Annotated in this window: 18 protein-coding genes; 12 read left to right on the forward strand and 6 right to left on the reverse strand. The window is 40.6% G+C overall.

Annotated elements, in window-relative coordinates; translation table 11 throughout:
- The first annotated feature begins 152 nt into the window (after positions 1 to 152).
- Positions 153 to 1,319 (forward strand): nucleotide sugar dehydrogenase, encoded by a 1,167-nt coding sequence (locus tag RGE70_RS05900; RefSeq protein WP_310470602.1) that lies wholly within the window; start codon positions 153 to 155, stop codon positions 1,317 to 1,319.
- A gap of 102 nt (positions 1,320 to 1,421) precedes the next feature.
- Positions 1,422 to 2,429: an NAD-dependent epimerase gene (locus tag RGE70_RS05905; protein WP_310470603.1), complete on the forward strand. Its 1,008-nt coding sequence runs from the start codon at positions 1,422 to 1,424 to the stop codon at positions 2,427 to 2,429.
- Positions 2,430 to 2,444: 15 nt separating this feature from the next.
- Here RGE70_RS05905 and RGE70_RS05910 read toward each other — a convergent pair whose 3' ends face one another.
- From RGE70_RS05910 to RGE70_RS05935, 6 genes are all read right to left on the reverse strand, one after another.
- Positions 2,445 to 3,737 (reverse strand): CDP-glycerol glycerophosphotransferase family protein, encoded by a 1,293-nt coding sequence (locus RGE70_RS05910; protein WP_310470604.1) that lies wholly within the window; start codon positions 3,735 to 3,737, stop codon positions 2,445 to 2,447.
- 60 nt (positions 3,738 to 3,797) lie between these two features.
- The gene (locus tag RGE70_RS05915; RefSeq protein ID WP_310470605.1) at positions 3,798 to 4,214 is read right to left on the reverse strand and encodes an adenylyltransferase/cytidyltransferase family protein; all 417 of its coding nucleotides are present in this window, start codon (positions 4,212 to 4,214) and stop codon (positions 3,798 to 3,800) included.
- Between the two features lie 65 nt (positions 4,215 to 4,279).
- Positions 4,280 to 5,722 carry a sugar phosphate nucleotidyltransferase gene (locus RGE70_RS05920; RefSeq protein ID WP_310470606.1) on the reverse strand — a complete coding sequence of 481 codons (1,443 nt, stop codon included), beginning with the start codon at positions 5,720 to 5,722 and terminating at the stop codon, positions 4,280 to 4,282.
- A 10-nt stretch (positions 5,723 to 5,732) separates the two neighbouring features.
- Positions 5,733 to 7,739 (reverse strand): WecB/TagA/CpsF family glycosyltransferase, encoded by a 2,007-nt coding sequence (locus tag RGE70_RS05925; RefSeq protein ID WP_310470607.1) that lies wholly within the window; start codon positions 7,737 to 7,739, stop codon positions 5,733 to 5,735.
- Positions 7,740 to 7,966: 227 nt separating this feature from the next.
- Complete coding sequence (locus tag RGE70_RS05930; protein WP_310470608.1) at positions 7,967 to 9,046, reverse strand: glycosyltransferase family 2 protein; 1,080 nt, start codon at positions 9,044 to 9,046, stop codon at positions 7,967 to 7,969.
- 115 nt (positions 9,047 to 9,161) lie between these two features.
- Positions 9,162 to 10,535: an oligosaccharide flippase family protein gene (locus RGE70_RS05935; protein ID WP_310470609.1), complete on the reverse strand. Its 1,374-nt coding sequence runs from the start codon at positions 10,533 to 10,535 to the stop codon at positions 9,162 to 9,164.
- 668 nt (positions 10,536 to 11,203) lie between these two features.
- Here RGE70_RS05935 and RGE70_RS05940 point away from each other — a divergent pair.
- The 10 genes from RGE70_RS05940 (at position 11,204) to RGE70_RS05985 (ending at position 24,172) form a co-directional block, all read left to right on the forward strand.
- On the forward strand, positions 11,204 to 13,375 hold the full coding sequence (locus RGE70_RS05940) for an MFS transporter (protein ID WP_310470610.1): 2,172 nt from the start codon (positions 11,204 to 11,206) through the stop codon (positions 13,373 to 13,375).
- A gap of 555 nt (positions 13,376 to 13,930) precedes the next feature.
- Entirely contained in the window at positions 13,931 to 14,518 is a 588-nt protein-coding gene (locus RGE70_RS05945) for a fimbrial protein (protein WP_310470611.1), read from the forward strand.
- Between the two features lie 19 nt (positions 14,519 to 14,537).
- Positions 14,538 to 16,910 (forward strand): fimbria/pilus outer membrane usher protein, encoded by a 2,373-nt coding sequence (locus RGE70_RS05950; protein WP_310470612.1) that lies wholly within the window; start codon positions 14,538 to 14,540, stop codon positions 16,908 to 16,910.
- Positions 16,911 to 16,912: 2 nt separating this feature from the next.
- Positions 16,913 to 17,623 (forward strand): fimbria/pilus periplasmic chaperone, encoded by a 711-nt coding sequence (locus RGE70_RS05955; protein ID WP_310470613.1) that lies wholly within the window; start codon positions 16,913 to 16,915, stop codon positions 17,621 to 17,623.
- The gene (locus RGE70_RS05960; RefSeq protein ID WP_310470614.1) at positions 17,613 to 18,758 is read left to right on the forward strand and encodes a fimbrial protein; all 1,146 of its coding nucleotides are present in this window, start codon (positions 17,613 to 17,615) and stop codon (positions 18,756 to 18,758) included. Before RGE70_RS05955 ends, RGE70_RS05960 begins: the two co-directional genes overlap by 11 nt.
- Position 18,759: 1 nt before the next feature.
- Positions 18,760 to 19,764, forward strand: coding sequence for an outer membrane beta-barrel protein (locus tag RGE70_RS05965; protein ID WP_310470615.1), 1,005 nt, complete (start codon positions 18,760 to 18,762; stop codon positions 19,762 to 19,764).
- A gap of 393 nt (positions 19,765 to 20,157) precedes the next feature.
- Positions 20,158 to 20,823, forward strand: coding sequence for a TetR/AcrR family transcriptional regulator (locus tag RGE70_RS05970; RefSeq protein WP_310470616.1), 666 nt, complete (start codon positions 20,158 to 20,160; stop codon positions 20,821 to 20,823).
- Between the two features lie 214 nt (positions 20,824 to 21,037).
- Positions 21,038 to 22,033: a hypothetical protein gene (locus RGE70_RS05975; RefSeq protein ID WP_310470617.1), complete on the forward strand. Its 996-nt coding sequence runs from the start codon at positions 21,038 to 21,040 to the stop codon at positions 22,031 to 22,033.
- Positions 22,034 to 22,155: 122 nt separating this feature from the next.
- Complete coding sequence (locus RGE70_RS05980) at positions 22,156 to 23,859, forward strand: FAD-binding protein (RefSeq protein WP_310470618.1); 1,704 nt, start codon at positions 22,156 to 22,158, stop codon at positions 23,857 to 23,859.
- Position 23,860: 1 nt separating this feature from the next.
- Positions 23,861 to 24,172 (forward strand): cytochrome c3 family protein, encoded by a 312-nt coding sequence (locus RGE70_RS05985; protein ID WP_310470619.1) that lies wholly within the window; start codon positions 23,861 to 23,863, stop codon positions 24,170 to 24,172.
- Positions 24,173 to 24,223 lie beyond the last annotated feature (51 nt).

The following is a 24,223-nucleotide window of genomic DNA, read 5'->3' on the forward strand; positions in this document are numbered from 1 at the left end:
TCAGTTGAATATATAAGTCAATTTCATAACGAGGTGGTTTTGACTACTGTTTGGGTAAAATAATGGCAAATAAATTGTTCTAGCTTGAAAATTTGATGTTTATGTATGGGCGAATGATTTATATTATTTCTCTATTTTTGTAAGGTCTGAATATGAAAATTGCCATAGCAGGCACAGGTTACGTTGGTTTATCAAACGCAGTGTTATTGGCACAAAAAAATTCAGTGGTAGCTGTTGATATTATTCCCGAAAAAGTTGCTATGATTAACCAGAAGCGCTCAACGGTTGCAGATGCAGAGATTGAACATTATTTAAATCATATTAAACTTGACTTAACCGCAACCCTTGATAAAACCGCGGCTTATCAAGATGCTGACTACGTTATTATTGCGACCCCAACCGATTATGATGCCGAGTCGAATTATTTTAATACCTCATCAGTGGAAACAGTCATTCAGGATGTGTTAACAATAAACCCAAATGCGGTAATGGTGATAAAATCGACTGTGCCAGTGGGCTATACTGAGTCCGTAAAGCAAAAGTTTAACACTAGTAATATTATTTTCTCTCCTGAATTTTTACGAGAAGGTAAAGCCCTCTTTGACAATCTGCACCCCTCTCGCATCATCGTCGGTGAATGTTCTGAGCGAGCTAAAATTTTTGCACAATTATTGAGTGATGCGGCGATTAAAGATGATATTGAGATACTCTTTACTGACTCGACCGAGGCTGAAGCAGTTAAATTATTTTCGAATACATTTCTTGCTATGCGCGTAGCATACTTTAATGAGCTTGACAGTTACGCTGAGTCACATGGTTTAAATACCCGCCAAATAATTAAAGGTGTTGGTCTAGACCCGCGTATTGGATCGCATTATAACAACCCATCGTTTGGTTATGGCGGCTATTGCTTACCTAAAGACACTAAGCAGCTGCGAGCCAATTATGCCGATGTTCCTAATAGCCTTATCAGTGCTATTGTGGATGCGAACTCGACACGTAAAGATTTTATCGCTGACTCCATCATTAAGAAGCAACCCAAAGTTGTCGGTATTTACCGCTTAATTATGAAGGCGGGTTCAGAAAATTTTCGTACATCTTCAATCCAGGGGATAATGAAACGTATAAAAGCGAAAGGGATTGAAGTTGTGGTATTTGAGCCAGTACTGGATGAACCTGAATTTTTTCACTCCAAAGTGATGCAAGATATTCATGAATTTAAGCAAATATCAGATATTATAGTATCAAACAGAATGGTAGATGAACTAACTGATGTGGCTGCAAAGGTTTATACTCGTGACTTGTTTGGCACAGATTAAACACTTTGAATATACCATTAGAAAGTGTGATTTTTGACCAAAAAATCAGTGGTTCCCTTTATTTAGTTACCTTTAGATAATGTTATTTTTATTGAGATTCTTATGAAGTATTTAGTAACTGGCGCAGCCGGATTTATTGGCTCTAAGGTCAGTGAGCGTTTATGTGCTGCAGGCCATAAAGTGATAGGTATCGATAATCTTAATAATTATTACGATATAAATTTAAAGAAAGATCGTTTAAATCGGTTGGCTATAGAGCCTCTTTTTCAGTTTGAACTTTTAGAGTTAACGGATCGCACTGGAGTAGATGCGTTATTCGCAGCGCACAAGTTCGATAAAGTTATTCACCTTGCAGCGCAGGCTGGTGTTCGCAACTCTATTGATAACCCTATGGCTTATGCTGATAGCAACTTGATTGGTCACCTTACCATTCTTGAAGGTTGTCGACATCATAAAGTTAAGCACTTGGTTTACGCCTCGTCGAGCTCAGTTTATGGGCTTAATTCAAAAATGCCTTTCGCAACGAGTGACAGTACTGACCACCCAGTTTCATTGTATGCAGCGACGAAAAAAGCCAATGAATTAATGGCGCATAGTTACTCACACCTTTATGGTTTACCAACCACAGGCTTACGTTTTTTTACGGTTTATGGCCCATGGGGACGTCCTGATATGGCACTATTAAAGTTCACCCATAAAATCGTTAGGGGGGAACCGATTGATGTCTATAATCATGGTAATTTAAGCCGTGATTTTACCTATATAGATGACATTGTTGAGGGGATTATTCGTATTCAAGATTGTATTCCTACAGTTAATCCTGATTGGTCTGTAAAAAACGCTAACCCTGCAACGAGCTTTGCCCCATATCGCGTTTATAATATTGGTAATGGTAGCCCAGTTAAGTTAATGGACTATATTGTAGCGCTAGAGAATGCTTTAGGAATTAAAGCCATTAAAAATATGATGGGGATGCAACCGGGGGATGTTCTTTCCACTTGGGCTGATACTGAAGATTTATTTAAAACCGTTGGTTATAAGCCTCAAACAAGTGTTGAAGATGGGGTAAAACAGTTTGTGGATTGGTATAAATCTTATTATCCGTATTGATGTAACCGTTGAACATTATCCCATCCAAGCCTCTAATGCACTGAATGCATCCTTTCTTGTTGGCTGCCAATAGAGTTGTTTCACCTTTTGGTAGCTATTTAATTCAGCTTCACTACCATGCTCTTCGAGCGAAGCTGTAACCACTTTATTATGATGGTACTGCCTTATCTGGGCTTCAATATTGCTTGGAATTAAGCTGCTTGATAGCTCGGTAAACGTTGAGGTTTGTGGGCCTATTTCGGGCAGTGAATTGACGTATTCATACATGTCGCGGCAATGCTGTTGATAATGCGCTTTATCGAAACAGTAGAAAATCACGGGGATGTTGAGTGGCATGACGTCAATAAATAATGACGAGTAATCGGTGATCAGTAAATCAATGTTATCGAGTAATCCATACACGTCTTCTAAGGTAGAAATATTCATAATATTGGGCAAGTCACTAAATTGCTCTGCCAGTACCGCTTCATTGGGGTGAAGCCTGAGTAGAAAAAGTTGGTTGTGCTGCTGCAGCTGTTTTGAAAGTGCAGTCCAGTCAAATGCGACTTGGTACGGGTTACCTTGAATGCTATCTCTCCATGATGGTGCGTACAGTATCACCTGTTGATATTGACCATTGTGGAGCTGTTGCTTGAGCGACTTAAGTGGTGTTTTTGGTGCTTGCTGCTTTATTGGAAATACATTTTTCGTCGCCGGTTGTGCCTGTTGGCGGTAATAGTCGGTTCTGGGGTTACCGCAATGCAGTAATTGTGAGCCATTAAGCTTAAAGGCGCTAGTGAGTAGATTGTCGACCAGTGGGCTAGGGCTTAGCATTAGATCTGGCGTTATACGCTGTTGGTGAGCATGCAGGCTTTGTATTATTTTCTGGCTCAGGCTTTGTGGGTTAAACACTGCCGCCATGGGGCCGTGAGTAATATCAAATTCAATTTTTTTCATCGGTGTGCCATGCCATAGGTTTACTTTGGTAGCGCCACCTGCCAGCCATTGATTAATGTCACCAATATAGCTGTTGTAAAAGTAATATTTGGCAGTAAGGGCATGATAAATTCCCTTAAGAGACCAGCGTAAATACGCTTCTTGGCCATTCTCGTTGAGCTGATTTACGATCCGTAAATCGCCGCTTACCCAAATACAACGGACAAACGCGGTATTGGACCAATGTTTAAAAAGGTATTTACTGTTATCTGAAAACCGTTCTTTGTAACTGCCAAAAACGGCCTTTTTTTTACTGCGGGGCGTCAGCTTCGAAAGCTGGTAGATCAGCTTTCGACATATTGCCTTTGTCCATTGCAGTAAAGTGTATTGCATTATTTTAAGACCTTATATAGTAAGATTATCTCGCTGTTTACGGTATGTTTACTATCGGTATTATTTACGAGTTTCATTCGCTGGCGCGCCATTGTCGGCGAGGCTATTTTTGATCTCAGTCGATGAGATCTCGCCAGTTCTACCTAAGTACACAACATCGCACAGTACTGATAGCTCATCAAATTCGCCTTTCCAGTCATCTCCAATGCCAAAGGTACTGATATCATATTTACAAATGTCTTTGGCTTTTTGCCCCCAATGAGTTTCTGGGATCACCATGTCGACGTATTGGCAGGCTTCAACTATTTCAGCGCGTTGTAGGTAGCTGAAAAATGCTGCTTTGCCTTTTAACGCATTAAATTCATCAGTCGATACGGCGACGATTAATTTGTCGCCCATGGCTCTAAGACGTTTAAATAGACGTACATGGCCATAATGGAATAGATCGAACGTACCGTAAGTAATGATAGTTTTCATAATGTTCTCTCTTAATATAGTTGATTAGCCGAACTGTTATATATTTACAGCCGTTAAAGTTGTTATTACTTAGTCGCAGTGATAGCGGGCTTGGTTTTAGTCACGTTGCCAAACAGCGACCGCAGCACCAGTAACCAGTACTTACTGCGCTGCTCGGTATTGATGTACTCAGCCTCAATGAGTTGGCGCTCTTCAATCGGTGCTGAATGATGACTCACTAGCTGCAGCGGACCATATAGCCCTAATGTTGAACTACGGTTGTTAATGGCTATGTCTGCTTGAGAGGCTGCAAATGGCGTTGCACCAAACAACGCAATGTGGCCTGTAATTACCCAATAGAGCTGCGGTAAACGAGCAATAAACAGTGCGTTAATATTCCAACGGCGACTTGTTATTACTTTACCGTTAAGCTGCATCGACTCTTTTATAAAAATCTGATGCGGTTGATTAATGAGTGACATCAGCAGTAACAATGGAGCTAACATTAAACCAATTACAAACAGGGTGATGGCTTGGAGTCTGTCTAGCTTCGCCACTTGTTGGGATGGCGCGATTTGAGCCGACTGGGTGTTGTCAGCAATAATGCTGGGATCGGTCAGGTTAATGTGGCTGCCGTCAGTCGGCATCAATAACAACCCTTTCGAGACAATCGCATCGGTTACATTCAGCCCTTGCCCGACGTAGGTGTTATCTAAAATAAGGCAGTTTTTAAGGCTGCAGGCTTTTCCAACTAAGCAGTTTTGACCAATCACAATGCTTTGCTGCATATCTACGCTGCCATCTATCCACGTATTGTTTCCAATCACGCCCCAAGCGTTGTGCATTCTTAATGAGTCAGAATTAGTTTTTGCACCAACGAAAAAGCCTTGGTCTGCCGCAGAGCTACTAAAATAGCGTCCTTTAGGTTGAGCGCCAACAAACTTGCCTGCTGCCATAGTTTGGTTGGCACTCATGTAATTGGCGAGTGAGTCGAGCATAAAGCTGTCACCGTGCAAGATCTGGGTGGTACTGTGTTGCTCTGTTACCGTGTCGATTTTAGCTAATGGCCAGCTGATCTTGCTCGTTAAATCTGTCGCGGCAGGTAACATCATTAACCCTGCATGTTGGTTGGCGAGTTTGGCCACAACATGCCCTTGGCTGATTTGTTGATTAAATTCAACAAATGATTTAATACAAGGGCTTCTTAACATGTCACCACGCGCCAGTAGTATTGCTTCATTTGAGTCGAGCGATAGACGCTGTAAAACCTTGGGTACCGCTTCTTGCTCACGGCTTAAAAAGTATTCCACTTCTAGGCCCCACTGTTCACCGTTACCAATTCGTTTTTCAATTGCAGCAGACTGGCTTGAGGTAATAATTTTTACCTTGCTGATGTTGGCGTCGGCTAGATCTTCTAGCGTGAACTCAATCACCGCTTTATTGCCTACAGGAAGTAGTGCTGGGCAATAGTGCTCGTTAAGAGGGGCTAATTCATTACCATGTCTGTTTGCGAATATAATTGCTTGCATAGTGAACTCCTTAATATGCGCCACGAGCGAAAAGAACGGCTGGGATTGTTTTAACTAACAGCCAAATATCGGCGGTAATGGATTGCTGGTAAATATAGTCGATGTCGAGTTCTACCTGCTTATCAAATGGGATGTTGGAACGGCCCGATACTTGCCAAATGCAGGTGATCCCCGGCTTCACCATTAATCGATTTCGGTCATGCAAGCTGTACTGTTTCACTTCACTCAGTAGTGCAGGGCGCGGGCCAACCAGTGACATATCGCCTTTAAGCACGTTCCAAAGTTGTGGTAGCTCATCAATTGATGCTTTACGGATAAACTTGCCAATTAAGGTTATTCTTGGGTCTCGTTTCATTTTAAAGATCACGCCACCTTGCATTTCATTGTCTGTTTTCATCAGTGCTAAACGTTGTTCAGCATCTTGGTACATTGAACGAAACTTCCACATGGTAAAGGGGTGGTTGTTACGTCCTGCACGTGTTTGGCAAAATAGCACTGCACCTTTTGACTCGATTCTTATCATTAGCGCTAACAACATGAAAAATGGCATCAACAACGCAAGCAATATGGCTGAAACGGTAATATCAAGCATACGTTTGGCCCCAAGGTTGAGTTGTCTACGTAAGCTATGTAATGCGCGACGAGTGTTAGCTTGTTTCGCATCAAAAGTAGGGGCGTAACGTACGTTAGTATTGGTTAGCTTGGTCGCTACGGGTTGTGCGTTTTGGATCTTATTAAGCTGACGGTTTTCTTTCCAAACTCGCATTAGAAAAGCCGGGTTACCAATAATGTAACGTTTCCACATTCTTGCTGGCTCTTGCAGTAGTCGGTAGGTCCATTCCATACCCATTTGTCTAAGCCATAATGGGGCTCGTTTAATACGGTTAGAGTAGAAGTCGAACAAACCACCCACTCCAATACCGACCTGGCAATTGAGTTGTTGCTTGTTGTCTTCAAGCCATTGGTCTTGTAATGGCGCGCCCATTGCCACTAATAAAATATCGGCGTTTGAGTGATTGATTTCATTAATCACCGCATCATTTTGTTCAGCGTTGCTAACGTCAAAGTAACCACTATGGCAACCGGCAATAGTTAGATTAGGGTAATGGTTTTGCATGTTGCTGGCCGCTGTCGCCGCGACACCGTCGTTGCCACCAAGTAAGAAAATTGACAAATTTTGCTCAGCTGCAAGCTGGCACAATCTTGGGAACATGTCGGTTCCGTTAAGGTTGTCTTTAAGCCCTAATCCTTTAGTTAGGCATGCCAACCTAACGCCAAATCCATCGGCAAATACACGGTTACTTTGTTGTAAGCATTGGCGGTAAGATTCATTTTTAGTACTGATATTGAGGCAGTCGGCATTCACAAAGCTGTATTGCTGCATTGGTTGTGCAGCGCTTTGACAAGCCTGTTGTAACTCACCGAGTAACTCGGTCATGGTCCAGTTATCAAGCTCAATACCCAATACCGACACCACAGCGTTAGTGCGTTTGGTTTTTGGCGTAAATAGGCGAGTAAACGCGAAGACAAAGGCTGCTCTGAGTAGCGCAGCTACGTAGTGCAAAACACTGCTGTGCGCTTTATTTAGTGAGCGCTGCGAGGCTTCAAAGCCTAGCCCGGTGGCGTTATTTACCTTTTCGATTGAGGTGAGGCCTGGCTTGATGTCAAATTGTGGTGTTGCATTCTCATCGGTATCTGTAGTGCCAGCTTGCTTTGCATCAAAAGCATATTCGATGTTGCGGCCCAGCAAACTGATGTCTCCAACAAGCAGGTTAAATAGTATTGGCAGTGATTTGAAATGGCCTGAATAAGTAAACTGGTGCAGCGCGACAATGCGGTTATTGGCACCATAAATGTAGACAGACTCAAAAGTGTTAATGCGTGCAGCAGTGCTTCTTAGCATGGCGTAAACAAACAATGGGCTGGTTAGCAGGATCATTATCATTGCAGTCATGGCATCAACCATTCTAATGGATAAAGTCGTTGCTCTGGTGGGGCGAATCGGTTCCGTTGTCATAATCTGCCTCATTAAATGTTGGTAATGCTGCTATAACCTGTTTTGCGGTTAAGGCTTGCTGTTACAGATAACATTGCAGGTACTAGGCCAAAGTTTAAATTAATAATAAAAACAAGTGCTTGGTCGGTTTTAGTGTTTTTTTATTAATGCTGTTATGAGGGGGTAGAAGTGTCATTTGCAACTTGCATGGCGAGTTGCAAATGACATTTGCAGTGGGAAGAGTGGGGCTAAAGGGTTTTCATTAATTGTGGTGTAACACCATCTCGTGAAATTCGAGCTCGCTGCATTCGACCTAAAACCGCTTGCGCAATCGACTCAATGCCCTTGTACGCAGCATTAGGTAGAATTTTTAATAGGTATGCGGCGGCCAAAGTCGACACAGTCCGGCCTGTTTCATGCCGCAAAATAGACGGGGCAGTTTTTAGGGCTTGGTGAATACGCTCGACGGCTTCGTTGCCATCATTATTACGGATAGCTTGTCGGGCAAGATAACGTAGCTGATACGCTCGGGCACGATTTTCATGTTTAGCCAACAACTGGGGCGCATAGCCACGGGCTTTATTGATCATGTTTTCCCAAGAAGCATATTGCTTACTTGAGTCTGCAGACAGGCCTTGATTATTAAGGCGGTAGTAGGTCAGTGGTGCCGGTAAGCCTTCCATTTTCCAATGGGTAGTGGCGACAATTCTTAACCAGCACTCAATGTCTTCTGATTGACGAAAATCTTCATCAAAGTAGCAGCTATGGGGTTGGCTTTTATTTGTGGGTTGATAACGGATATCACACAATGTTTCTTGGCGGATCACAGGCGCTGAACCATTACCAACTGGGTTGCGGCAAAGTAGATCGCTGGCGCTAATGTTAGATAGCTGTGGCATTTGAAACACATTAATAGTATTGCCTTGATAGTCCATAAATAATGAACGAGAAAAACTGATCCCAACTTCTGGAGCATTATCTAAGTGCTCAACGTGTTGGCTCAGTTTTTCTGGATGCCATATATCATCTGAATCAAGAAAAGCCACGTATCGCCCTTTTGTGTGGCGAATACCGGTGTTTCTAGCCGCGGCCAAACCTTGGTTAACTTCATGATTAACAATACGAATGCGCGGATCGCTAAAGGCCTGGCACAGGCTTAAGCTACTGTCTGGCGAGCAATCATTAACCAAGATGAGCTCAAAGTTTGTAAACGTTTGGGCTAGAACAGACTTGATAGCATCTTCAACAAAGGCTTCAACATTATAGATAGGCATAACAACCGATACTTTTACGCTTGTGCTGTTATTTAACTGATTAAGATTCTTCATAAGTCCCCCGAGAGTGCGCTAAATTTAAGTTAAAACACTCGTTACCGGTTGTGATGTTTAATATATCTGCCGAGTCGGTATATGACTGCTGCAGAGTGAATGCAGTAGAATAAAGTTACGTTGTAGACAAACTGCTGGTACGTGTTGGTGTTTTTTGCGTTAACGCCAAATAAAGGGTAAAGCTTGGCATCGCGAGCAGATGAATAAGCAAAATACCCAGTGCCACCATTGTGAGTCCAGATAAGCTACAAATAGCGATAGTGACTGCGATAAGTAAGGTAAAACTGCTGTTGCAAATCAGGTTTAAACGGCTTTGGCCTGAGCTGATCAGGTATTGGCTTGCTGCCTCTCCTAGGGGTCTGACTAAGCCACTTAAGCACAACAGGATGAAAATCGGTAAAGCGCCTGCATCAATCCACTTTTGTCCATAAATTAACGGCAGGTATAATGGGGCTAGTAGTGCTTGCACTGTGATGATAGGTACGCTGATCAACATAATGAATTTGAGCGATTGAAAGTACTTTTGGTACAACGACAGTGCCTGTTCGTTATCACCGTCTTTTTGACAAAGGTGCGAATATAGCGCCGTACCATAGCTTTGTATTAAACCAAGACTAATGCCTAAACTGGCGTTAAATGCAAAGAAGTAGATCCCCAAAGCTTCGAGTCCAAGAAAGTAACCCACCAGTATGTAATCTATATTTTGGCGCATTGCGATGGCCAGATCGCCTAAACCGACTTGGAAGCCAAACTTTAAAATTTCTAATGCTTGGCTGTTAAGGCCAAATCGACCTTTAGCACTTTTTACGGTGTTTACTTCCGAGGGTTGAAACGAGTGCTTAGCGGTTGCCTTAAGGGCACTGACATCAACCAGCGGGTTGTTGTAACGATGTACTGCTATCCAAACAAAAATGACAATAATTTTAGGCAAAATGATGGCCCAAATGCCAAGCCCTAATAATGCCAACGTGGCTGTTAACAAGCCGTCAAACACGGTTTGCCATAGTACGGCACGGCCAACGACGCGCATTTTATTAAGTCGTAAGTTTTTAGCGGCGTAGAGCATGCCAAAGGGGAGTAATAAATAGCTTGTCGCCATTAAGATCATTGGCAATACCAGTTGTGTGTCTTGGTAATACAGTGCCAGTGGCCAGCTAAGTAAGCCCATTGTAATAAAGGCAACGATGGCGGCTAACCAGTTAACTTGGTTTGCACTGGTAAGCGCATTGTTAAACTGCGCATCGTCCATTTGGATCAGTGCAGCCGATGAAATTCTTCGAGTTGGAGTACAAATGACTTCAAATGTCGTCAAAATGATTGCGACAAGGCCAAATATTTCAGGTGTGAGTAGGCGGGCGATAATAATACTTGAGCCAAGACGCACAATGCGACCTAACACTTGAGCTGAACCTAGCCAAAATAAACTCTTACCTAGGGCGCTACTCAGTAAGGTTGTTATGGTGCTTTTTATTTGCGATAGAGTTTGCATACAACCGCCTGTTACCCCGTGTGATAGTGAGCGTTAACCTGTTTAACGGTACTGCTATCGTTTGTTACCTGCTGCTAGCGTTAACTTCGTCTGGCTAAATGCAGTTAGAGGCTAGATTGCCTCTGGTTATACGTTAAGGGTTACAGATATCGTGCCAACTTTATAAGTATAGGGTTTTACTATTTAAAGTATTGATTTGTAGTGTTAATGATTTTTTAGCCTCTGCTTTGAGGCCGCGTTTTATCCATTTAATTGCTGACGTTGCAAATTGCGAGTCAAAATGAATTGCTATTGAGCGACTTTAAATGGAGGCATGGTGTCATTGAAGTATGTCGGTTCTACGGTCGTAATTTTGGGCTGCTTTAGAGGGGCTAACTTTAAGGTCGGTTGCAGTTGTGGTGTATTTTTTAATCCATGCGACCTTTGTCATAAGGCTGTAGCTTGATGGCGAGATAATGGCTTTGCACACAACTGCACGCACACAAGCGTTAAAGCTTGGCTAAAATATATATTATGTAATTCCTGATCTTTAGCTGTTAAGGAGGTCGCAATCTGAAGAGGTTTAGATATCATTTCTTGTATTTGCACTTTAAAATTTGAATATATCTTGCTATATCAGCGCCATAGCTATGCAGGCACGCTGCATATTTAATATTGAGAACTACACAGTGAAAACCACCCTCAAACCTTTTTTGTTATTGCTCATCAGCGGTTTTTTATTAATGCTGGGTTATGGCTTAAGTAATATTTTATTACCTGTACGGATGCAGAGTGACGGGGTGAGCCTGGATCACATTGGTTTAGTGTCATCCATGCTTTACGTCGGTTTTGTGTTGGGTGCATATTACAGCCGTAGTTTACTACAAAGTGTGGGCCACATAAGAATATTTGCGATGTGTGGCAGCTTAACCTCGGTTGCGATTTTGCTGTCAGGACTCTACCCCGAGCCCATGGTGCTTGGTGGGCTAAGGGTGCTAACCGGTTTTTGTATTGCGTGTATTAATGCCACTCTCGATAGTTGGTTGAGTGATAGCGCCACAGAAAAAAATAGAGGTCGCATTCTCTCTATCAATCAAATAATGATCATGACCGCACTCTTCTCTGGGCAGTTTTTAATTAATATCGCGCCAATTGATGAAATTACCTTGTTTGTTATTTGTGGCATTTTATTCAGTTTGTCCATTACGCCTATCGTGATTAGTCGGCAAAAAGGCCCCGTAGTTGAAGACAGTCAATCTATGTCGTTAATTACTGTTTTTAAATTATCACCTTTAGGCGTAGTCACGAGTTTTTACAGTGGATTGCTGTATGCGGCATTAATGAATATGTTACCTATTTATGCTGGCCAAAATGACCTTACAGGCATAGACCTATCTCTCTTTATGGGGGCTGCGATCTCAGGAGCAATCATTTTACAGTTCCCAATAGCTTATTTGTCAGATAATTTTGACCGCCGGAAAATAATGCTGCTTATGATGTCGACAATCATCGGGCTTAGCCTGGTATTGGTATTGCTAATGTCCAGCAATTTGCTGATATTGTCATTTTTAGTGATTGCCATCATCACCGGCTTAATCGCTTGCCTTTATCCAATGAGCATGGCTGAAACCTTTGAAACGGTATTAAAAGAGCAAATTTTGGCTGCCATGAGCACCTTACTGGTGATCTATGCTCTAGGCAGTGTGGTTGGGCCTTACTTTGCCTCAGTGGTAATGCATACGTTTGGTAGTAGTGCGTTGTTTGGCTTTATGAGTATAACTTCCTTAACTTTGTTGCTTTTCATTAGGGTTCAAATGCGGCTTAGAAAGGCGTTGCCTATTGATGAGCAAGAGAGCTTTATTAGACAAACACCCACAGCGGTGGTTTCAGCACTGGATCCACGAACACAATATACAGAAGCGCAATTTGAAGCCACACCAGAGGTGGAAGTGGCGATTAGCTTAGCGAGTAAAAATCCGTCTGCCGCCGTGAATATGGTAAGAGCACTGGTGCTAAGGCATCCCGAAAATGCGTCAAACTTAGCCGCGGCTTTAAGTACTATCGACTCGATAGATATTAGTAAATTGTATGCTGCAATCACATCGGCCGCACCGCAAATGAGTATACATATCGCGCAAGCTCTGACCAATGCATCTCCTGAGCAAGCCGATCAACTTGTTGATTGGATCACTACAGAGTATCCGGATCAATTTACGAATATTGTTGTTGCAATTGCTAACTCAATGCCCGACAACGGTATTGATGTTATGGAGCAAGCTGCTGAGAATATGGCTGAACAGTACCCAAGCGAACTGCTAGAAATGACTGAAGAGTACATGACAAATCTATCTGAATCGGTAGATGCCATGCGACCAGTCGACAGAGTGGCAGCCGCATCAGAAAATACCGCAACAGAGCTATATAATCGCTTAACTGAAGTTTCGCCTGAACTGTCAGCTGAATTGGCCTTTACGGTATCGGAATCGTTACCTGAATCGTCTAATGATGTGGCCGAGGCCTATGTTCAGAATTTAATTGATAGTGAAAGCAGCGACAGCGAAAGCCAAAACAAGGCAGAGCAAACTCTTTCTGCCGATGCATTAGAAAATATTGAAAATGCGGCGAACAGCTATGTTAATCACATGGTCGAGAACATCCCCGAACATGCTGTAGACATTGCGAGTACATTTGTTGATTCATTCCCAGAGGTGGCATCGGACATGCTCGAAATACTTCAAGATTCAGACGATATTGAAGACAGCGAACTAAGAGCTTCAATTGATGATAAGCCACTACAAGATATGGTAGAGCAGCAGTTAGAAGAGGCGGTACAAACACAGTTAGAGAGTAATGACAAATAGCATTGTTTATTAAGATTATTAAGTCGAAGTAATTTTATGCTTCGACTTAATAATTTAGAAGAAGGATTAAAAGGTTATTAGCTTTAATTGAATAACAAGTCATTATTTGGTTTGCATACTATAGATGTTACCTCATGTCTATTTGATTTATTACAATCGTGAGCATCGTCACGTTAATTTGTAAACACGTATAAATATATTCGCAACCCTAAAATTACGCTAATTTATATTAATTTAGGAATGTGAATAACTCCCATATTATCTCCTGCAATTAAATACTAAAAACAACTAATGCTCCGCTAACAATCTGGTGAATTAAATTAATAAGTTGATAACATATCTGTTTATAAAATAAGCTCTATGTGAATATTTGGTCGTTAATTCTGTTTTTTTGTTATTTGGTCATATATAACTCTTTTTGAGTTAGATTTGCTGTGGTAACATTTTTTACGCGCTGTTCTATTTTATAGCAAAACAGTCTAAACCTTAATTAACCCCTTCTTAACAATTGTTTGAAGAGGGTCTGTTGATTTATTTATTTGCAAAGGAAAAATAATGAAAAACAAATTAACGATATTTGCTTCGTTATGCAGTTTATTTTTAGCTGGTTCTGTATCGGCTACAAATGAAGATGGAACCATAAACTTTATCGGCTCAATTTACAGTGGTGCTTGTACGGTGAGTGTTGAAGTAGATGACAGCGGTATGAAAAATGCTACCAACCTGGTCACATTAGACCCTATTGAGTCTACAACAATTACTAAAAATGTTGCTGCGGGAGTAAAAGGCTTTTCAGTTGTTCTAACGGATTGTGATGTTGATAAAACAGCACTTCAGTTGGCGTTGACTGGTGACTTTATGAATAATTTGGGGGTTGTTCAAGCAACATATGATGAACTTGAGACAACACCTGCCAGAAGTAATTTAACATCGTTGGGTTTTCAAATTAAAGGTGCCACATACGGTAATTCAGCAGATGTAGTTGATTGGAGTACTGTATCTGTTTCTGATCCAGGTGCCAGTTTGGTAGCGGATTCAGGTATCTATAAATTCCCAATGTCAGTGGGTTATTATAGCACTGCAGATACTGCGGATGCCGGGATTGTACGAGCATCGGTTAATTATCTTGTAAGTTACCAGTAGGTCTATAGTAGTTTAATATATGAAGGCCTGGTCACTTTTGCTCCTTACTGCTGTAGCGATTGGCAAACCTGTCATCGTTACAGCTAGTGAATTCGATGCTGAGCAAGCTATTGAGTCTGAATTAGACTTTTCATTTGTTGAGACACATGGTGGCGCAATCGCCACTCATTTGTTTCAGAAAACAGAAGATATTTATAGCTCAGCAAAACCTTTGGCCATTAATATTTCACAACAGGATTATGGCGTACGAGTGGTAAGGGCTTGGGAGGTGGATGGCTTACCGTGCATTGGGCTGTCTGTATTTTCTGGGGTGCAACTTAGCGAGCCATTTTTAAATAAATACGTTAATAATACCTTTCAATGTTTGATGCTAGATCCCGATATAGGAGCGAGCTATTCATTAAATAGTAGCTTACAGGCTTTGTCGATATCTTTACCCCAAACCAGTTTCTCGCAGTACTCAAATCAGTCTACTAATTGGGATTTTGGTGACAATGGCATTAACATTCAGTATCAAGTTTATGGTACAGAAAGTAATAATGATGATGCTAACTATTATGCTTCTGTAAATACTAAGATCAATTTTTCACGTTGGCGTCTTGAAGTTGATGCTTATAGTACTCAGAGCCGCTCTGATATTAATCGACTCATTGCCCGCCGTGACTTACCTAAGATGGGAGCCATTCTCGAAGTTGGTAACACTTTTCTCTCTAGCAGTCATTTAGATCCATTCTCCTTTGATGGCGTATCGTTAAAATCTGATTGGAGCCTGACTCCTGAAATAAATCAGAGCTATGCGCCTATTATTCGCGGGGTGGCAAAAAGTAATGCCCGTATTGAGCTCCACCAGTCTGATCGATTAATTTTCTCTGATGTTGTTGGAACTGGCCCATTTGAGTACAGCGATTATGGTGTGATTTCTAATGGTGATCTTATATTAACGGTGATAGAGGAATCCGGCGAAGAAATCACCACAGTATATCCAGTGTCGACGCTACCAGAGATTATTCCAATAGGAAGTTCTGAGTTTCAATTTTCAATTGGCGTTAATGAGAACATAGAGAAAGGTGGCTTCATGTATGCTGATTACCACTCTGGCTTTGAACGTTTCACAGCCTCTATGGGGGGGCTGTTAGGGCAAGATTACCAAAACTTAGGCTTGGGTATTAGCTCTGATTTAGGCGCATATGGTGCTATAGGGGTTACTTTCGATGCTTCATTGGCTGATGGTGATAGCGCTGAAATTGATAGGTCTTCAGGCTGGCGCTACGCTATAAATTACTCTAAAGCACTGACTGAAAATACAAATATGAGTTTGGTTGGCATTGATTATCGTAGCAAAGGCTATCGTTCATTTGGCCAAAATGAAATCGTCAACCTGGATTTAAGTACGATAAAAAATGATATCAGCCTTAACTTAAATCACCGCTTTCCTAGAGGGATCTACCTTGCAGTATCTGGCTATTCACAAGATTATTGGTCAAAAGATCGTCGTAGGGGAGTAACCGTACAGTGTTCGACTTCATTATCGAATGTTGCCATTTCAATGAATGGTAACTTCAGTCAATTTAACGAACAAGATGAATACCAAATAACGTTAGGCTTTTCTGTGCCATTAGGTGGGATTAGTAGCCCTTATACGTACAGTTCAGTTAGTCGTACTAAATCGACAACCACTTATAGCACTAGCCTTAGCGGCAACATCGATGAACGTAGCTCTTATGGTGTTTCATGGAGTGACTCTAGCAACGCTAACTCTTCGACATATTTGAATGTAAACCGTCAATTTGACCATGTTAATGGCTCAGCTAACCTCAGTTACACACAGGGGGATGTTGCTGGTTCGGTGAGCTTATCGGGCAGTATATTAAAAGTCGGTGGCTCTGAATTTGTGTTGTCTTCACAGCATTATGATAGCGCCTTAGTTGTTGATATGGATGAGCCCGGTGTTAAATTTAAATATGGGACCATGGAAAGTGATGACGATGGCATGCTGGTAACATCGCTATCTGCTTACTCACATAACGAACGATATTTGAATAGTCAAAGTTTGGCTGTTGGCTCTGTGGTTCGAGATCTTAGATACAATATATCGCCAACAACAAATGGTTTGTTTTACCGGAAAAATGAAGTGACACATATGAGCCCACAAGTATTAGTGCTGACCTCTAATATTGACATACCACAAGGTAGTGCCATAAGGGATGAGGTGCAAATGCTGGGGACGATAGGAGCAGATAATATGATCATGCTCAACCTTAATGCTGATGCAGTTTATCAGTTAAGTGTTTTTGATGGTGAGCAGCTTATTTGTCAGTTGCCTCCGTTATCGACTGAACCATTTAATCGCACACAGAAAACTGTACCTGTGCGTTATATTCAATGTGAGTAAATATGTTTAGATTAGTTATTCTCGTTAGTTTGCTTTTAATCCCTCACTTTGCCGAAGCGGCTTTTAAGCTTAATCGTACGCGGGTTGTATATAGCCAAAATAATGGCCAAGAATTGATAGTGAGTAATAATAGCTCCCAACTTTATGGTGGGCAGGTGTGGGTAGAAAACTACGAATCGAACGACAAGTTTTATTTTGTCACTTCACCGCAGTTATTTAAAATCAAAGGTAATGATAAGCAAGTTATCCGAATATTTAAAACAGATGAAGAACTCCCGGGTGATCAGGAATCACTTTTTTGGATTAACGTTCAGGAAATACCCCCTAAATCGAGTGCAAGCAACAGTGCGTTGGTGATGTCATTTAGAACTAAAATCAAACTTATTTATCGGCCTGAAACGATCCTTGAAAAGCGAAATAATGCCGAACAACAGTTAACTTGGCGGCAGCAAGAAAACACTGTGATGTTAAATAACCCAACGGCATTTTATTTCGCTATAACCAGTGTGGAGGCTAATGGCACAAAGCACGTTCCACATGAAAAACAAGCAATAGCACCGTTCAGTACGCAACTTCTGAGTTTTGATAGTTTACCTCAGGTTAACGAGCTAGCCGTTATTGGGATAAATGATTATGGTGCTAATCGTCGTTTTGTCATTGAGCAAGACAAAAATATGGCAACAGCATTACAGGGCAACATTAATGCAGAATAACTCATTTAAATTGTTGAATGCCTTTGTTTTTTTCTTGCTAAACCTTGTTAATTGTCATCAAGCTTTAGCTGACATGACTATAAACGAGGGTGACTGCGTTAGCTATCCGGTTGTTAACTTAAGTGCCACCGGTACTCTAACTATTGATTCGGGAGAATTTGAAAGTGTGCTCAATGACAGCAAATCGAAGGATGAATATGTTTTTGCTCCGTTATCTGACAAGTTAGATCTTGGTGTTGGTACGGTATTTTGTCGATGTGACGACATCAGTACCCGGCAGTGGATTTTACACAGCGAGTATGAAGGTAACCCTGAGATAGCTTCTACATTAAATGGTTATGATTTTTTAGAGGTAGAAGGTACTGGCGGCGAAGAATTGCCTTTTTATGTTGGTACGCGTATTTATCATACTGGCAAGGTGGTTTCGGTTCCAAATACGACCTATGCAAGTGCCACTCGCTCTTGTACGAAAGATAATGAATTTGAAGGCATTGATGGGGTATTAAATGGGAATACTTCTGCCAATCGGACACTAAGGGTTACTTTTAGAGCTAAAACAGATGTTATTCCAGCGGGTTATTTTAGCTTCACACTCCCAACCGTTGTTAGTTACCGCCGTTTAGCCCCGACTGATGAGACCAACCCTGTTTTTACTTATCCTGAAACATACCTTACGCTTAGCCTTGTAAACGTATATGTTCATGAACAATGTGAGCTTACCGATAATACGGTCTACAGTGTTAGTTTAGGCGCCGTAGATCTAACGGATTTTGATGATGTTGAGCTCAATCAAAAGCCAACTGAATATGAACCCAAAGCGATAAACATTAATTTTAGCTGCAATGGTGATGCTGATAATAAAGCAGATTTTTACCTACTAGATAGTAATGATGTAACTAATGAGAGCACTGTACTTTCAACCACACTAGATGGCGTTGGCATCGTGGTTGAAGGTGATATCGATGGAATAAAACAGCCGTTAAATTATAGAAAGCGCTATGACCAAGCTATCGATATGAATGCAACCGATGGCAGCGGTACGCTTATGTTAGAAGCTTATCCAGTTAAAACTTCAGATGATATAGAGGCTGGAATATACCGTGGTAAAGCAACACTTGTCATAGAAAACCACTGAGATGAATATATTTAAATTGAGCCTGTGGGCAATGACTTTTAGCAGTGGATTGGTTCATGCTTACGAAAGCAAGGTGTATGTTGGCGTGGAATTAGGCCGCACTCTGGTCAGTAGTAACGAAAGTTCGATGTTTACAGATGAAGAGGATATGTCAAAGTCTATTTATGCTGGCTATCAGTTGCAGCCTTGGCTTTCATTTCAAATTGGCCTACTTGATGGCGGAGATTACTTTAAAGAATCAAGCACTGACTATGCGATTAATGGAATAGAATTATCGTTAAAGCCGTCATTTGAATTAAGTCCATCTTGGCTTGTTTATGGCAAAGTCGGTGTATTGGCCTACGACGTTGATGATGAGGTTTTCGGTCATGATCGTTCGTTATCATCCGGTTTAGGCTTTGGGGTTGAACATCGAATTAACCCCAATTGGTCAGTCAACATTGCCGGACAATATTACGGTCAAATTGGAGATGAAAAACCGACTGAAGTTGATCTCACTGCGGTAAGTTTGGGGGTTATTTATCGATTCGTTGCTCAAGAACGTAAGCGAGTCCCGCGCCAAGAAAAGCGAGTATCTAGGCCTATAAATAGAGAGACACAAGCTGTAAAAACTAATGATGTTAAACCTATTCATCAGCAACCAAAGGACGTGACTTTAACGGAAACGATCTTCTTTAATAACGATGAGTTTATTGCCAATGCTGAACAATTGGGCAAGCTGGTTAAATTATATGAGGCCGCTCAAGACTTTAAAGCCCTGAAAGTGAGTATTAGTGGCTATGCAAGTTCAGTAGGTAGTGAGCAATATAATATGCAACTATCTCAACGAAGAGCTCAGTTTATCGCAAATGAAATTCGGCATAAATTGCCGGTACCGATTACTAACATTGATATTGAGTTTTTTGGTGAGCTACGGGCCAATGAGAACCTAGGCATGGATAATGATGAGAGAGCTCAACGTCGAGTCATGATTCGAATGACGCCTGTAAATACAAAAAACCACTAGAGGTTATAGACGACGGATTAATATAGTGTCGACTTACCTTTGCCAGTCCCCTCTAAAATGAAGACTCATTAACTGAAATGGGTGACAATTGTAGAACTATGCTGAACCTGAATAGGCTCAGCTACTCTTGCTATTTTGTTGCTAATTGCGCTTAAGGTTAACTTTGTTTTGCGACAGCGTGATGCCAATAATGATTAACCCTAGCTACCGGTGATGAAGTTCCATCATTAGTCGTTCATCGGCATATTCTGGAATATAGGCTTGCGGATCCACAATAATTCCATCCAGCACTATTAGTACAAAGAGTACCAAGCAAGTGTGAAATATATCACGGTTCAGGTATCTGTATATATCATAAAATCCACTCATTAAATTGAGGCTTGCGGAGTGCACATGTCTAATATAAAAGATAAAATCATAGAGAATGCGTCCGTCTTAATTTCAGAAGAAGGTCTATCATCTTTTTCATTTACAAAATTGGCAAGTCAATGTTGCTGTTCAAAGTCAACGTTGTATATTAACTTCGAAAGTAAAGAAAACCTTATATTAGGTATTTACATAAAAAACATTGATGAGATAGTTGCATTCAATAAACAGATATTATCAAACGTTGAGCTTACAGCAAGTGACAAAATGACACTGGCATGTATGTATGACGTTGTTAGAGTTGCTATGAATTACAATGCTGGGGATAGAGTTTCATTAATCGCAGCTACCCCTAGTGTTTATAAATTTGTTTCAAATGACTTGTTTTTTCAACTCGAAAAGTCATTATCTAATCTGAATTATACATTTAGTTTGATAGAGGATGAACTGGTCAGTACAGGTGTTATAGATAAAGAAAGTATAAATCGATTGAGCAAAATTTTCCGAATTCAGGCAAGGGGTATGGTTAGTTGTATTTCAAATGAAGTGTATTTAAATTCCTGCATAAAGCTATCATTAGAAGAACTATACCTAGGCTTTAAATCAATAGCTGTGTCAAATTTTACATTGAATCCCAATATAAGCTTTGATGATTGTATAAATACAATTAAGTCTTTTCTATTAGCCAGGTAAGTATTTAGGTTTTATTAAGTTCTGCTCGCTTATTGTTGTGAAAGTTAAATTGTCCTGTTTGTTTTAATTTTAATTTTTAAATCTTATATTTTTCACCTTTTTGCGTTTAAGTTTTTATTGCCACAGCTAGGTGGTTTTGTTTTATTTGAAATCATTTCAAATAAGTCATTTGTTTTATTTTTTTGTTTGATATATCCATCTTGGAGATGTAATTTTGAAAATATCTAGAGTACTCGCGAGTATCGCAGTGTTGTCATGCTTTAATGTATGTGCTGATAGTGGTTTTTATGGTGAAGCCAATGTAATGGCAAATTGGAAGTCCGATTTAGATCATCAAACAGGTATTGCAACTGGTTTTGCTGGCTACAAAGACAGTCTAAAAATAAAAGACATCGGTGTTGCATACCAACTGGAAGGCTACTATGCCGCTAGCGGTGATAGATTCGTTAATCTTAACGATAGTGATGAATTCTCGATCTCTGTAGCGTCGTTAGCATTCAATACTGACGTAGGTACTTTTTATGTTGGTAAAGGGTATTCTGGAGCATATCTTAATTTATATAAACGGGTTGATATTCACCCGTTCAGTAACTCTGAAGCTTACTCAATGAATGAGATGTTATATAAGCAAGGTAAGTATGCTGAAAATATTCTGGCATATTTTACTCCCTGGTATAATTCGTCAGTCGGTGACTTTCAAGCAAAATTCGCATTAGTTAATCCAAACTGTAATGATGGTTCTAATGATGAAATTCTTGTCGGTAGGTTACTTTATTCAGTAGGTAATTTTAATGCGGCTATAAACTTAAATAGAATAGATGAAAGTTATAGTGGCGACATGAATAAACATCATTACAATCGCTACTCAGTAGGTGGAGATTATTCATTTGAGTATTTCAAAATAGCTTATACTGGTGAGTTTAGTGAAAATGCATTCTATGCAGCAGATTTAGATGGTTACAGCGAGCAAGTTCATACGGTAGCATTACTTGCAAATGTAAATGATTTTAAATATGGCATTTCTTACCAATTAAGGGATTCTGATCTAGAAGCTAGAGATGATGTAGGGTTAGTTATCGGAAGTGTTACTTATTCCTATGCTGAAGAATTAGATTTCATGGTTGAGTATGCTAATTACACTGGTGATAATGATTCTTTTGAATATAACAAAGAGCATTCATTTACCATGGGTGCTCGTTATAGGTTTTAAACTTCACTGATTTTAAACAGGCAGTACTTTTATTTTAATGTAAACCTTTATACATAACTTTTATTGCCTGCTTAATGTGTTTGGCCGCTTTTACTTTATTGTGGTTTTAAAAGGGAAAAAATATGAATGACTTTAACGCGAATCTTTCTAGACGCAATTTTATAAAAAGTGCAGGGGTGACTGGTGTCGCTGCTGCATTAGGTACCTCCTTTACTGCTGAAGCAACCTCTAAAGATCCTAAAGATGTTTATGAAAGCATTTTAGGTGACGATGTCAATTCAATCTACACCAAAAAAGGTACATCTCTTGGGCCTAAAGGGCCTATCGGTTTTGAAGACCGTAACATAGGTGAAAATGAAATAGTAAAAACACATGAGTGTGATGTCGTGGTTGTTGGTGGTGGTATTGCTGGGTTAATTGCAGCACTAAAAGCCGCCGAAGAGGGTGCTAAAGTCGTTCTACTTGAAAAGATGACTAAAGGCCGAGGTATTTTTGAATGCTTTGGTTCTGTTGACTCTCGAACTCAAAAAGAGGCTGGAGTTCAAACAAATAAAGCTGAATTACTCGATGAGATGCATCGTTCAGCTAGTTACCGGATTGGACCAGATGTCGTTAGAACTTATGTAGAAAAGTCAGGCGAAGCAACTGACTTTATGGAAACATTGTTCAAAAGAGGAGAAAGGGGGATTGTTATTGCCCCAATGCCGTTAAAACCAAAGTACCCGAATACTGGTGCACCTGTCATTGATGCTGAATGCATGTTCTACAAAACTCCTGGACTTCCTAAAGATGTTAAATTTAGAAGTGGTCATGTAGGGGTGTATATCATCAAAGACCTGACTAATACGGCGATGAAGCACCCTAACATTGTGACCAAATATAGCACTCCAGCTGTACAATTAATGACTGATAACTCCGGCAGAGTTACAGGTGTTATAGCCAAAGAGAAAGGTGAATACATTAAAGTTAATGCTGGTAAGGGCGTCATTTTGGCTTCAGGAGGTTATGATGCTAACCCTGAAATGATGAAGGCATATTTACGTCCGGAAGATTATTCATCAGCTTCATGGTGGAACCCATGCTGGGGAACCACTGGTGATGGTCATATGATGGGCTTAAAAGTCGGTGCTGCGATGGACCCTGCCCCTCATGCTGTAATGAATTTTACTTTCGGCAGCCCAGAATCATTCCATATTCCTGCAGTTAGAACGTTAAGAGCCATGGGTCTTTACGCCATCGTTAATGATGATGGTAAGCGGTTTGTCAGAGAAGATGTGGCTTTCCAATCAATTTCTAATGCAACAAATAGGCAGGCAACTCAAGGTAAAAAAAGTTGGTTGTTATTTGATGACACAATGATTTCAAAAGATAAATCAATTTTTGATAAAGCCGTAGCTTCTTTTGACACTCTTAAAGCTAAAGGGTGGTTGTTTGAAGGAAATAGTCCAAGTGAACTTGAAGCGGCGCTTAATGTTCCCAATGGCAATCTAGTTAAAACAATCAAGAAATTTAATTCATTCAAATCCAGCGGTATCGACTCTGATTTCAATCGCGATATGGAGTTTGCAAAAGAATTTGATGGTAAGAAATATTATGCCCTCTTATGTAATAGTGTGATCCTTGCAACTGTGAGTGGCTTAATCATTGATGAGAACGGAAGAGTGTTAAACGATAAAGGTGAAGTCATTAACGGCCTGTACGCGGCTGGTAATGCATCTGGTGACTTTTTCTCAGGTAATTACCCACGTCATATTCCTGGTACATCAATTGGACGTGCAATTACATTTGGATATTTGTCAGCCAAACATGCTGTAAAAGGAGCATAGTATGCAATTATTTTCTAAAACTAAGGCTAGTTTATTTCTGACTTTAATCTTATCACTAAGCTCTAATGTTGCGTTGGCAGAAGATGCTGAAATAGATCAAATGCATGAAGGGTTTGACACTGCTGAACAATGCATTAGTTGTCATGGCTCATATGAAGAGAATGCGGAAAATACTTCGGATCTAGGTAACTGGAACCCTCATGATTCTATTCATGGTGGTTATGTAGACTGTACTAATTGCCATCAACAAAATAAAGTCGTAAGAAACTATTGCTCATACTGTCACGATTATAAACCAGCAATGAAGGACTAGTTCTAGTTACGAAGTTGTTTACACCTTTAGCTGGCTTAGGGCTTATGTGGA

It is taken from the genome of Shewanella youngdeokensis (assembly GCF_033180165.1).
Lineage (GTDB): Bacteria > Pseudomonadota > Gammaproteobacteria > Enterobacterales > Shewanellaceae > Shewanella > Shewanella youngdeokensis.